This is a genomic window from uncultured Aquimarina sp. (assembly GCF_947492115.1).
Taxonomy (GTDB): domain Bacteria; phylum Bacteroidota; class Bacteroidia; order Flavobacteriales; family Flavobacteriaceae; genus Aquimarina.
Map to the genome: position 1 here is coordinate 1 of NZ_CANLMM010000006.1, position 12,658 is coordinate 12,658.

General features: G+C 34.8%; 12 protein-coding genes and 2 tRNA genes. 8 read left to right on the plus strand and 6 right to left on the minus strand.

What is annotated here, in order from left to right:
* Positions 1–3 precede the first annotated feature (3 nt).
* From Q1A73_RS17630 to proS, 3 genes are all read right to left on the minus strand, one after another.
* Positions 4–75 (minus strand) — tRNA-Glu (locus Q1A73_RS17630).
* A gap of 67 nt (positions 76–142) precedes the next feature.
* Positions 143–214: transfer RNA gene (locus tag Q1A73_RS17635), tRNA-Glu, on the minus strand.
* 79 nt (positions 215–293) lie between these two features.
* Complete coding sequence (proS, locus tag Q1A73_RS17640) at positions 294–1,772, minus strand: proline--tRNA ligase (RefSeq protein ID WP_299608114.1); 1,479 nt, start codon at positions 1,770–1,772, stop codon at positions 294–296.
* Positions 1,773–1,871: 99 nt separating this feature from the next.
* Between proS and Q1A73_RS17645 the strand changes: the two genes are divergently transcribed.
* A complete protein-coding gene (locus Q1A73_RS17645; RefSeq protein WP_299608117.1) occupies positions 1,872–2,948 on the plus strand; it encodes a hypothetical protein in 1,077 nt (358 codons plus the stop codon).
* Between the two features lie 178 nt (positions 2,949–3,126).
* The gene (locus Q1A73_RS17650; protein ID WP_299608120.1) at positions 3,127–4,659 is read left to right on the plus strand and encodes an outer membrane protein transport protein; all 1,533 of its coding nucleotides are present in this window, start codon (positions 3,127–3,129) and stop codon (positions 4,657–4,659) included.
* Positions 4,660–4,718: 59 nt separating this feature from the next.
* On the opposite strand, the gene Q1A73_RS17655 is transcribed toward Q1A73_RS17650, so the two are convergent.
* Positions 4,719–6,251 (minus strand): T9SS type B sorting domain-containing protein, encoded by a 1,533-nt coding sequence (locus Q1A73_RS17655; protein WP_299608123.1) that lies wholly within the window; start codon positions 6,249–6,251, stop codon positions 4,719–4,721.
* A 336-nt stretch (positions 6,252–6,587) separates the two neighbouring features.
* Between Q1A73_RS17655 and folE the strand changes: the two genes are divergently transcribed.
* The 4 genes from folE (at position 6,588) to lgt (ending at position 10,118) form a co-directional block, all read left to right on the plus strand.
* Positions 6,588–7,265 (plus strand): GTP cyclohydrolase I FolE, encoded by a 678-nt coding sequence (gene folE / locus Q1A73_RS17660; protein WP_299608126.1) that lies wholly within the window; start codon positions 6,588–6,590, stop codon positions 7,263–7,265.
* 41 nt (positions 7,266–7,306) lie between these two features.
* On the plus strand, positions 7,307–8,803 hold the full coding sequence (gene cysS, locus Q1A73_RS17665) for a cysteine--tRNA ligase (protein WP_299608129.1): 1,497 nt from the start codon (positions 7,307–7,309) through the stop codon (positions 8,801–8,803).
* 24 nt (positions 8,804–8,827) lie between these two features.
* Positions 8,828–9,073 carry a membrane protein insertion efficiency factor YidD gene (gene yidD / locus Q1A73_RS17670; protein ID WP_299608698.1) on the plus strand — a complete coding sequence of 82 codons (246 nt, stop codon included), beginning with the start codon at positions 8,828–8,830 and terminating at the stop codon, positions 9,071–9,073.
* 94 nt (positions 9,074–9,167) lie between these two features.
* The gene (lgt, locus tag Q1A73_RS17675; RefSeq protein ID WP_299608132.1) at positions 9,168–10,118 is read left to right on the plus strand and encodes a prolipoprotein diacylglyceryl transferase; all 951 of its coding nucleotides are present in this window, start codon (positions 9,168–9,170) and stop codon (positions 10,116–10,118) included.
* A gap of 101 nt (positions 10,119–10,219) precedes the next feature.
* On the opposite strand, the gene prfA is transcribed toward lgt, so the two are convergent.
* Complete coding sequence (gene prfA, locus Q1A73_RS17680) at positions 10,220–11,296, minus strand: peptide chain release factor 1 (protein WP_299608135.1); 1,077 nt, start codon at positions 11,294–11,296, stop codon at positions 10,220–10,222.
* 121 nt (positions 11,297–11,417) lie between these two features.
* Between prfA and Q1A73_RS17685 the strand changes: the two genes are divergently transcribed.
* Both Q1A73_RS17685 and Q1A73_RS17690 read left to right on the plus strand, forming a co-directional pair.
* A complete protein-coding gene (locus Q1A73_RS17685) occupies positions 11,418–11,780 on the plus strand; it encodes a hypothetical protein (protein ID WP_299608138.1) in 363 nt (120 codons plus the stop codon).
* An 89-nt stretch (positions 11,781–11,869) separates the two neighbouring features.
* Positions 11,870–12,064, plus strand: coding sequence for a hypothetical protein (locus Q1A73_RS17690; protein WP_299608140.1), 195 nt, complete (start codon positions 11,870–11,872; stop codon positions 12,062–12,064).
* A gap of 62 nt (positions 12,065–12,126) precedes the next feature.
* On the opposite strand, the gene Q1A73_RS17695 is transcribed toward Q1A73_RS17690, so the two are convergent.
* Positions 12,127–12,624: a DUF1648 domain-containing protein gene (locus tag Q1A73_RS17695; protein ID WP_299608142.1), complete on the minus strand. Its 498-nt coding sequence runs from the start codon at positions 12,622–12,624 to the stop codon at positions 12,127–12,129.
* Between the last annotated feature and the right edge of the window lie 34 nt (positions 12,625–12,658).

Here is a 12,658-nt window from a genome sequence, read left to right on the forward strand (position 1 = left end):
TCGTAGCCCGTAGGGGAATCGAACCCCTCTTACCAGGATGAAAACCTGGCGTCCTAGCCGATAGACGAACGGGCCATTTTCCTTTTTCAAGGAGTGCAAATTTATAGCTTTCACTCTAAACTTGCAATTATTTTTTTATTCGTAGCCCGTAGGGGAATCGAACCCCTCTTACCAGGATGAAAACCTGGCGTCCTAGCCGATAGACGAACGGGCCATAGTTGTTTGCCTAATTGCGGATGCAAAAATACAACTATTTTTTAATGGCGCAAGTGTTATTTTATTTTTTTCTAAAATTAATATGCTTTTGCGAATAACACCCTTACTTTAGAAGGGTTTCCGCTATACACACAAACACCATTTTCTTCTTTCGCATCAAAAGGAATACAACGTATAGTAGCTTTTGTTAGCTCTTTTATCTTTTGTTCTGTTTCTGCTGTACCATCCCAATGAGCAGATATAAACCCTCCTTTATTCTCTAAAACTTCTTTAAACTCTTCAAAAGAATTTACTTCAGTAATATGATTATCTCTATACTGAGTTGCTTTTAAATGTAAACTTTCCTGGATTTCCACTAATAAAGCTTCGATGGTGTTAACAACATCATCCTTTTGTACAAACTGTTTTGACAATGTGTCTCTACGAGCAAGCTCCACAGTTCCTTTTTCCAAATCCTTAGGTCCTATAGCAATGCGCAAAGGCACTCCTTGTAATTCATACTGCGCAAATTTTGCTCCAGGCCTATGTGTATCTCGATTATCAAATTTTACCGAAATCCCCTTAGCTCTTAAATCTGCAACTAACTGATTTGCCACTTCCGAAATCTGATCTAACTGATCCTCTCCTTTATAAATAGGTACAATAACCACTTGAATTGGAGCTAAATTAGGAGGTAAAACCAACCCATTATCATCACTATGCGTCATAATCAACGCCCCCATTAATCTTGTCGAAACTCCCCAAGAAGTTGCCCAAACATAATCTTGCTTTCCTTCTTTAGAGGTGAATTTCACATCAAAAGCTTTTGCAAAGTTTTGCCCTAAGAAATGAGAGGTTCCAGCTTGTAGTGCTTTTCCATCTTGCATTAACGCTTCGATACAATAAGTATCCTCAGCACCCGCAAAACGTTCGCTCTCTGTCTTCCTTCCTTTTACAACAGGAATTGCCATAAAATTTTCAACAAAATCTGCATATACATTGTTCATTTGTTCCGTTTCTGCAATAGCCTCTTGTCTTGTTTCATGAGCCGTATGTCCTTCCTGCCATAAAAATTCCGCCGTTCTCAAAAATAAACGTGTTCTCATCTCCCATCTTACTACATTTGCCCATTGATTCACTAATATCGGCAAATCTCTATAAGACTGTATCCAACCTTTATAAGTATTCCAAATTATAGCTTCAGAAGTAGGACGTACTATGAGTTCTTCTTCTAATTTTGCGTTTGGATCCACTATTAATTTCGAAGCATCGTCTGGATCTGTTTTTAATCTATAATGGGTAACTACAGCACACTCTTTTGCAAACCCTTCTGCATTTTTTTCTTCTGCTTCAAAGAGACTTTTAGGTACAAAAAGAGGAAAATATGCATTTTGATGACCTGTTTCTTTAAATTTTTTATCCAATTCAGCCTGCATTTTCTCCCAAATTGCATACCCATAGGGCTTAATTACCATACACCCTCTTACTGCCGAATTCTCAGCTAAATCAGCCTTTACGACTAATTCGTTATACCATTTAGAATAATCTTCACTACGTTTCGTTAGATTTTTGCTCATAACTTGCTATTTGGCACAAATGTTGTGACTTTGTTAAATAAAAAATAGTTAGCGCAAAACTAACTAAATTTGTATTGTTCAACAATAAAATAAGGAGATATGCGACTTAAAAATTATTTTCAAAAAAATGGAGCTGTGGGGACTTTCCTGGCAGTCTCTGTTCTTATGTTGACATCTTGTGGCTCGTATGAATATGTATCGTATGATGATGGTATTTATGGTGAAGCAAGAAGCCAAAGGAACTATGAACCTCAACCAACTGAAACCACACCACAATCTAATTCAAATTATTATTCTAATTATTTTTCAGAAAAATCTGCTCAGATTGACAATGTAATTGAACAAGATGCGATTTTTACTGATATAGATTCTTATTCTAGTGATAATTACAATCCAGCAGACACTACTGGTGTAGCTTTAAACTATGAAGGTGGTCAACCTACATGGGGTAGTGATTATGACGAAGTATCTGTCAACATCATTAATACAGGATGGAATAACTGGGGTTGGAATGCCTGGGGTCCTGGTATAGGATGGGGATGGAACAACTGGGGATTCAACTCTTGGGGTTGGAATGCTGGTTGGGGCCCTGGATTTGGATGGGGATGGAACAACTGGGGCTGGAATGCTGGATTCGGATGGGGTAACCCATACTGGTATGGCGGTGGATTCTGGTGTCCTCCTTATTACAACTACGGATATGGTTTTTATGGACGTAACAGAATAGCATACAATCGAGGATTTAGAAATCGTGGCTTTAGAAATGCTTACGCTAGTAATTTCAGAAGCCGAAGCGCTTACAATGCAAGATCTAGATCTTTTAATAATAGATCGAGAAGCCGAAATTATAACAACAGAAGTTCCTATAATAATAGGAGAAGAATTTCTGCTAACAATAATAGACGTACAAGAACTTCCACATACTCTGGAAGAACTAGATCCTCTAATAACGGAAATTACTCAAGATCAAGATCTGTTAGCCCTAACAGGAGTAGTTCTCGATCAAGAAACTATAGTGGAAGCTCTAGGAGCTCCAGAAGTTCTGGATCTAGAAGTTACTCAGGATCTTCAAGAAGTAGTCGTAGTTCTGGTTCTTACCGAAGTAGTGGTGGATCTAGAAGCAGCGGATCAAGAGGTGGTAGCCGTGGCGGAAGAAGTCGTGGTGGAAGAAGATAATACAACACAAGTAGTTACCTCTACTTAATTTCATTTATAACAAATAAACCTATTACAGTATAATACAGTTTATTCGATCAAGATATTTATAGCATTTTAATACCCTACTAATATCTTGATCGTATTTACTTGTTATATATAAATAATTAAGAGTTTCTCTTATTTATCGAATCCATATATGAAAAAGATATTTTTAATTATAAGCATATTGTCCTTCTCTTTAACAAATGCGCAGGATATCACTGATGCGGTTAGATTTTCTCAACAAGAAATTTTAGGAACAGCTCGCTTTAGAGGAATGAGTGGAGCATTTGGAGCTTTAGGTGGCGATCTTTCTGCCTTGCAAATCAACCCTGCAGGCTCTGCTGTATTTCTTAACTCATCAGGATCTATTACACTTTCGTCATCTAATATTCAAAATGATGTAAGCTATCTAAATGGTTTTAACGAATCCTCTTTTACTAATCTAAATTTTAATCAATTAGGAGCTGTTTTTGTATACAATAACAGAAATGAATCCTCCAAAATTGGCAGAATATCATTAGGAATTGCTTATGACCAAACAACCGATTTTGCTGAAGAATTATTTGCTTTTGGAAGTAGTAACAGTTCGATTGCCGAATATTTTGTAGCACAGGCTCAAGGTGTGCCACTTTCAATCGTTGGACCGACTACAGGAAATGAAAGCGTCCAAGATGTTTATATAGATCTTGGTGAAAATAGTGGCAATAATGGTTTTAGATATCAACAAGCTTTTTTAGGAAATCAAAGTGGAATCATCATCGCAGATGACCCAAGTGATCCTGATAATGTAAATTATTCTTCTGCTGTAGTTACAGACATCAACAATCCAGTTGATCAAGATTATTATTACGAAAGCACAGGACTTAATGGTAAGTTTACCGTAAATGCAGGAATGCAAATACACGAAAGATTCCATTTGGGATTCAATTTAAATTCACATTTTATCAATTATGATAGAGTTACCATATTTGATGAGTTCAATAATAATGCTGGAAGTAGTATAAATGAAATCTCTTTTACTAATAGATTATCTACCATTGGTGCGGGATTTTCTGCGCAAGTAGGTGGAATTTTAAAAGTATCTAATCGTTTAAGATTAGGAGCTTCCTTCGAGTCACCAACATGGTATTATATTGAAGAAGAGACTTCGCAACGAGTTAGAACGGTTAACACCACAGGAAATATTAATGTTGTCGACCCTAATGTAATCAATATTTTTCCGGAGTATCAATTACGAACTCCAGCAAGAGCAACTGGAAGTGTTGCTATCTTATTTGGAAAACGAGGTCTTATTAGCCTAGATTATTCATACAAAGATTATGGATCAACTGAATTTGATTCAGATGGATTTGATGATTTTTCAGATTTGAACAGAGAAATAGAAAATACTTTACAAGGAGCTTCTACTCTTAGAATTGGAGGAGAATTAAGAAATGGAAACTGGAGTTTTAGAGGTGGTTACAGCTACGAAGAAAGTCCATATCAGGACGAAATAACTCTTGGAGATAGAACTGGTCTATCTCTTGGTATTGGTTATAATTTTGGGAAAGTTAAATTTGATGTAGCCTATGACTATTCTGAGCAACAACGAAACCAGCAATTTTATCCAAATTCTTCTTTCACCAATTTTGCTTTTGTAGATAGTTATAGAGACAACCTTACATTTACACTCAGTCTCAATTTATAAAAGATATAAAGTCGCAAAATAAAAAAGGAGTTGATTAGCATCAACTCCTTTTTTATTTCTTATCGAATTAGAGAAAAACTTCCAGAAAAAGTTCTTCTACCTCTATTCGGATCCCGATCCGATTGCTCATTAAATTCTACTCTAAACCAATATTGAGAAGAAGGCATTAAATTTCCATTATAAGTTCCATCCCAACCAGGCCCAGTTGGATTTAATTGTTTTAACAATTTACCGTGTCTGTCAAAAATATACACTAACGCGGGAGTAGGTTGATCTTCTGGATTTATAAGGTTCCATGTTTCATGAAAACCATCTCCATTAGGTGTAAAATATTTAGGGTATCCCAGAATCATAATATCCACTGAGGTTCTTTCATTATCTGGACAGTTTGCATATCTAGCAACGATTCTATAATCTCCAGGAGGAACCTGTTCAAAAACGGGTGATGATTGATATTCTCTATACTCAACAAACACTCCATCCATATTAATATCTCTGTCCAATCGGTATTCAAAGTCGGTAAAGCCTTCCGCCTCTACTATAGGATCTGTAGATACCTCTGCAGTAAGTGTATAAAACCCTGAAAAAGATTCTTCTGTTATAGTATAATCTACCTGAAAAGCTATTTGCGAAACATCTAATACAGATACCTGATCTGGTGAGTCTGGCACTTCGATACCGTTTGAATCAAAACCCCTCAGTTGATAAACCCCATTTGAAGTAACATTATCATAAAAAGGAAATGTAGCTCCAGGTATATCCACAAAATTAGTATCTCCTAAATCTGCTCTAGCCCATTGAAATGTTACCGCAGCTGGAACCGCAGGAGGACCCGAACTTGCTGGAAACCTACCTTCTATTGTTAAAGGAAACTCTCCACAAGTGGCTATTCTATCTTGTGGTATCCCAGGTTCCAACACACTACAATCCGTAGTTCCTGCTCCATCTTCACCAAGATTGGTCTGCTCTAATTGAATCACTCCTGCTTCATCAGCGAAATTTGTGATTAACACAATATAAAACTCGCCTGTTTGAGCATCAGGAATGGTAAAAGTCTCTATAAAATTATCATCGGAGGTTCTTGCATAACTACAATCTACAATATTTGTATTATCCTCATCATTTATATAAAAATCTGGCTCATCTGCATTGTTCACACACTCTGCTGGTCGTATATTCTCACCATCTCCATTAAGGTCACATCCACGAGAAAGCTGATCTTCGCAATCGATAATAAAAGATGTCTGGAATGGTCCCCACGCGATAAAATCAACATCTAACTGTCGTTCATCACGATCTAAACGACTATCTCCATCAGCATCTACCCATTGACGAATATCAAAGACTAATTCGCCAGGTTCATCTATGAGAATAAAATACCAAGAAGGGTTTGGAGTAGTATTTAAACACCCAACTTCTCCCAGCCCACTGATATCACCAGTTGTATTAGGAAAAGTAAGTTCTAATGATTCATCAGAACAAAAGGGTTGAGAATTCTGACAGGCAGTATCAAAATCCTGAGCATTGACATATTGACCACAAAGGCCAAATAGCGCAAAATAAAATAAGATTTGAGGTAGTAATTTTGACATATTTTATATAACGTAGGTTAGTCTATTTTCTTGTGTAGGAATTAAATTTACTAATTTTTAAGAAAGTGTCTAGAAAACCACAAGAATATTTATAATTGTTAACATAGCTTTTACTAAGTAAAAAGACAAAATTGTATCTTTGCAGCCTGTTTTATAATTGATTTCTTTTGAATTACAATTTTTAGAATTTAACTTGATTATAAAATGTAGGAAATTAAAAAAAGAATACCTTAAAATTGTAAGTACAAGTAATCTTCTTTCAATTTTAGATAATAAACATTTGCAAACACAAGTGTACGATTATAATTCTTGAAGTAATAACAAAAATTTGAACTTGTGAAGATAGACAAGGCCCTTGAAGCTATTGAAGCGCTAGGTGATAATCATGTAGCTACTAGCGCAACTACACCTCTAAGAGAAGATGCTTTTAAATTAAGTGATAAAGAAAAAATCGCTTTGATTAGAGAAGATGTAAGACACATTATGGAAACCTTAGGATTAGATCTTGATGATGATAGTCTAAGTGGAACTCCACAACGAGTTGCAAAAATGTTTGTAAATGAAATTTTCGCTGGCTTACACCCGCAGCGAAAACCAGAAGCCTCTACTTTTGACAATAACTACAAATATGGTGAAATGCTTGTTGAAAAAAACATTACTGTTTATTCTACTTGCGAACACCACCTACTCCCCATTATAGGAAGAGCACATGTAGCTTATATCTCTAACGGTACCGTTGTTGGCCTATCAAAAATGAATCGTATCGTGGATTATTATGCAAAACGACCACAGGTTCAAGAACGTTTGACGATGCAGATAGTTCAGGATCTTCAAGTAGTACTGAACACTAAAGATGTTGCTTGCGTGATAGATGCAAAACACTTATGCGTAAACTCTAGAGGAATTAGAGATATAGAAAGTAGCACGGTTACTAGCGAATTTGGAGGTAAATTCAAAGAAGAATCTGTTCGTAGAGAATTTTTAGACTACATTAAATTAGACACTAGATTTTAATCCACATTTATTAATCAATCACAATAAGCACAATCAAAATTATGGTAGCAACTCCGTTGTACAAAACTCAGGAACTTAAAATTTACAACTCTCTTTCTAGTCAGAAAGAGGTATTTATTCCTATAACAGAAGGAAACATAGGCATGTATGTTTGTGGACCTACTGTTTATAGTAACGTACATTTAGGGAATTGCAGAACATTTATTTCTTTTGATTTAGTCTATAGATATTTAAAACACCTAGGATATAAAGTACGTTATGTTCGTAATATCACAGATGCTGGTCATTTAGAAAATGATGCTGATGAAGGTGAAGATAAAGTTGCTAAAAAAGCACGTTTAGAACAGCTAGAACCCATGGAAATTGTACAACGTTACACATTAGATTTTCATAATATTTTAGCGAAGTTCAACAACATTCCACCGAGTATAGAACCTACAGCTACTGGTCATATCGTGGAGCAAATTGAGATTATTAAAACTATTATTGATAACGGATTTGCTTATGTAGTTAACGGATCTGTATATTTTGATGTAAAGAAATTTAACGAAACTAATCAATACGGAAAATTAAGTGGCCGCAATCTAGAAGACATGATTGCTAATACCCGAGAATTGACTGCTCAGAGTGATAAGAAAAATCCACAGGATTTTGCCTTATGGAAAAAAGCAGAACCTAAACATATTATGAGATGGCCATCACCTTGGGGTGACGGTTTCCCAGGATGGCATTTAGAATGTACCGTAATGAGCACAAAATACTTAGGCGAAAAATTTGATATTCATGGCGGAGGAATGGATCTTAAATTCCCACATCACGAATGTGAAATTGCCCAAGGAGAAGCCGCTTGTGGAGTAACACCAGTAAATTACTGGATGCATGCTAACATGTTGACGTTAGATGGTAAAAAAATGTCAAAATCCACTGGAAACATTCTATCTCCGGCAGAAATATTTAGTGGTGAGAGTGATAAATTGAATAAAGCTTTTGCTCCAACAGTAGCGCGCTTTTTCATGTTACAAGCTCATTACAGAAGCATTTTAGATTTTTCTAATGATGCTTTAGAAGCTTCTGAAAAAGGTTTCTACAAGTTAATGGAATCCGTTAAAACCTTAGAAAATCTAAAAATCAGCGATAATACCAATGGTTTCGATGTTCAAAATTGGATAAAAGAATGTTACGATGCCATGAATGACGACTTTAATAGTCCGATTTTGATAGCTAAACTATTTGAAGCGGTAAAATTCATCAATTCTGTAAAAGAAGAAAAAGCTACTATCTCTAAGGAGGATTATGAAAATCTTAGAACAAAAATAAATGATTTTGTCTTTGATGTTTTAGGACTAGTAAATATTAATGAAGCATCTTCAGATATTAGCGATAAGCTTTCTAGCACAGTAGAATTGTTAATCAATTTAAGAGCTGAGGCTAGAGCAAACAAAGATTTTGCTACTAGTGATAAAATAAGAGATGAATTGCTAGCAATGGGTATCCAGTTAAAAGATGGTCGAGAAGGAACCAGCTTTACCCTTAACTAATATATTTTGAGCTCTAGAATAACGTTGCGAAAAATTTTGACAGCTCCGTTTATTGGATTGATTAAGTTTTATCAAAATTTCATCTCTCCATTAACACCTGCAACTTGTCGATATCAGCCAACATGCTCGCATTATAGTTTAGAAGCGCTTCGAAAACACGGATTAATTAAGGGTGGAAAACTTGCTATAAAACGTATCTTTAGTTGCCATCCTTGGGGAGGCAGCGGATATGATCCTGTTCCTGATTCTTGCTGCAAAAAGAAAAGTTAACTCAATCATATGATAGTTTAACTCAATATTATTTCAATTATAATTTTGACTTCAATTAAATACCTATATTTACCCTAGAAAAATAGATTTCTATATGATATTCTCTAAAATAGTTTGGAATCCGATCGAAGGATTGGATCTTGGTTTTTTTGTCGTTCGTTTCTACAGCCTAATGTTTGTTGTTGCTTTTTCTCTAGGATGGTATTTGATGAAAAAAATATACATCCGTGAAAAGATTTCTATGGAAAAACTAGATTCTGTTTTTATCTATGCTGTCATAGGAACACTATTAGGAGCTAGGCTTGGTCATGTATTTTTCTATGATTGGGACTACTACAGAAACAATCTCCTTGAAATCATTTTACCGTTTAAGTTTAATCCTGCGTTTGAATTCATTGGTTTTAGAGGACTTGCAAGCCATGGCGCTGCCATTGCATTTATCATTGCTATGTATTATTACTCTAAAAATGTATTAAAAAAACACCCATTATGGGTAATGGATAGAGTAACTATTCCTGCAGCATTTGGAGGTATTTTTGTTCGCTTAGGAAACTTCTTTAATTCAGAAATTATAGGAGAACCTTCAGGAGATTCGCCATTTGGGGTAAAATTTATCCGTGATGGTCTAAGTAAAGCAGAAGTGATAAGGGAAACTGGAATTAAAAATGTAAATGAGGCTTATTCTGCAGTGGTAAATAATCCTAAATTCGCAAACCTTTTAGAAGCGATTCCTTATAGACATCCTGCACAATTATACGAAGCTTTTGGATATATCTTTGTATCCTTGATTCTTTGGTTTATTTATTGGAAAACGGATAAAAGAAACAATAGAGGATTCCTTTTTGGTATGTATATGATGTTGATATTTATTGTTCGATTTATCGTAGAGAGTGTTAAAAAGAGTCAAGGTGGTTTTGAAGATGCTTTAGGGGATGCCCTATCTACAGGACAATGGCTGAGCATACCTTTTATTTTAGTTGGTCTTTATTTCGTAGTCAGAGCAAAAAAAGTAGAAGAAGCACCAAAATCATACACGTTAAAATAACTAACCAAGTATATTATATAAAAAAGAGGAAAGTTTTAAAACTTTCCTCTTTTTGTCTTCTTCAAGAAATCCTTTTCTCTAGTCTTATAATCATATTAAGACTAAAAAACTTCGTTGGATTCTTTTAATTTCTCTGTATTTTCTACTAGCTGAAGTTCATCAATAATTTTCTGAATATCTCCATTTATGATATTACTTAAATCATATAAAGTTAACCCGATACGATGGTCTGTAACACGACCTTGCGGATAATTATAAGTTCTAATTTTAGCAGAACGATCTCCAGAAGAAACCATACTTTTACGCTTTTCAGAATCTGCAGCTTGCTTTTTGGCAAGTTCTAATTCATATAATCTCGATCTAAGTACTTTTAGTGCTTTTTCTAAATTCTTGTGGGATGATTTCTGATCCTGACAACTTACGATCATCCCTGTAGGCTCATGATGTAACTTAATAGCAGAATATGTGGTATTCACTGACTGTCCTCCTGGTCCTGTAGAAGTGGTTCGTTCGATTCTTACTTCTGTCATATCCAATTCTACATCAAACTCTTCAGCTTCTGGCAATACCATTACAGTAGCTGCACTGGTATGCACTCGACCTTGCGTTTCTGTTTGTGGAACTCTTTGTACACGATGCACTCCTGCTTCAAATTTCATGGTTCCATATGCATCTTCTCCATTCACTTCGAAAATAATCTCCTTGTATCCACCACTAGTTCCTTCGCTAAGATCCACTACGCTAGTACTCCATCCTTTTCCTTCGCAATACTTAGTATACATTCTAAATAAGTCTCCCGCAAAAATACTCGCCTCATCACCACCTGTTCCCGCTCTAATTTCGACCACACAATTTTTAGCATCTTCAGGATCCTTAGGAACAAGCATAAAACGAATTTTCTCTTCTAAAGCAGGTAGCTCCTCTTTAGCCTCATCTAACTGCATTTTAGCCATTTCTACCATTTCTGGATCACTCCCATCTGAAATAATTTCTTCAGCCTCTTTCTTATTATCCGTTAACTCGATATACCGATCTCTTTCATCCATTAATGCCTTGAGATCTTTATATTCTTTATTAAGCTTTATATATCTTTTTTGATCTGCAATAATATCAGGCTGAATGATCAAATCATTCACCTCATCAAATCGCTGCTTAACAATATTTAATTTATCAATCATAATTCTATCTGTCCTGTCCGTGGAATTTACAAAAGTACATTTTTTTGAGCAAAGGTCATACGCATTTTCTGAATCTAAACAACAATCTTGTAACTCAAAAAATTGTATTTTTACAACTCATATGACTGGAAACAATAATACATACAACAAAAAGCTGATTTTTAGTTGGTTTATGACTCTTTTGCTCTTTTTGGGCATTGGAGGATATTCTAATTATACATCACCTATTTCTTTTCAAGAAAATATTGAACTTGTTGTTTCTGATCAGCAAAGCTTAGTTAAAGTAATTTCTTTAGGGAATGCGTTTAATGAATCTCCCTATTTTATTACTACCTCCACACTAAGTTCAATTTCGAAGCACCATGAAACTATTGCTTCGATCATGTATAAAAAACTTGATACGATAATTTCATCGGAAATTAAGTATCATTTATTATTCCACATCCCTACTTATTCTTCTGAAGAAGAAAGTCTTTTTGTTTAAAATATAGGTCTTCCAAAAGACCTAATCCTTTATTTCAAATATCATTAATTCCACTATCGTACCTGCTAGTGGTTTACATTATTTTAAAAATGAAAAGATTTAAAAAAGCAATAAGACGAATTGTCTTAGTATTATTTATTATTATGGTCGCAATGATTCCTGTACCCATCTTCTATCAGAAAAAAGAAGGTAAATTCAATGATGATAACACAATTGAACTCATAGAAACAAAAGAAGAGGACAACGAATCAGAAACAATTCAATTTAACAAAGAACTCGGATAACACCTTACAGATCAAAGTTTACATTCTCGGGAGCTTGAACAAATGTTTCGAGCTCTCGAAAATCAATTAGTAATTTTCCTAGATTTCAAAATAAAATATATCATTACACCGAGCAAAGCACCAATAAATACTGGCAAAAACCAATTTCCTAAACCATCATAAACCCCAATCGCAACCTGTATAGAACCATATAAAATATAAGCAAAAGACCATGCAATGATTAAATTAATTACTCTTATTAATCTAGTGGTTATTTTATAATACCTAGGAGCTGAATCTTCTGATATTTTCGAAGGGTAATTGAACTTATGAGGAAACTTATTAAGAATATAAAGACCTACTACCATCAACAACCCAATTACTGGTAGCACCCAAATTGAGGTTTTAGAACTGTAATTATCTGGTTCGCCTTTTGCATTAAAATGTGTTGGAATTTGATCTAGAAGATCAGCATTATAGATAATCGGAAGTAATAACAAAACTCCCAAACCTATAAATGCACATACTTCAAATACAATATCTGTAGCGTCTTTCTTTATATTAATTATTGGATTCCCCATAACTATTTAATTAATTTAAAAGTACTAATAAAGG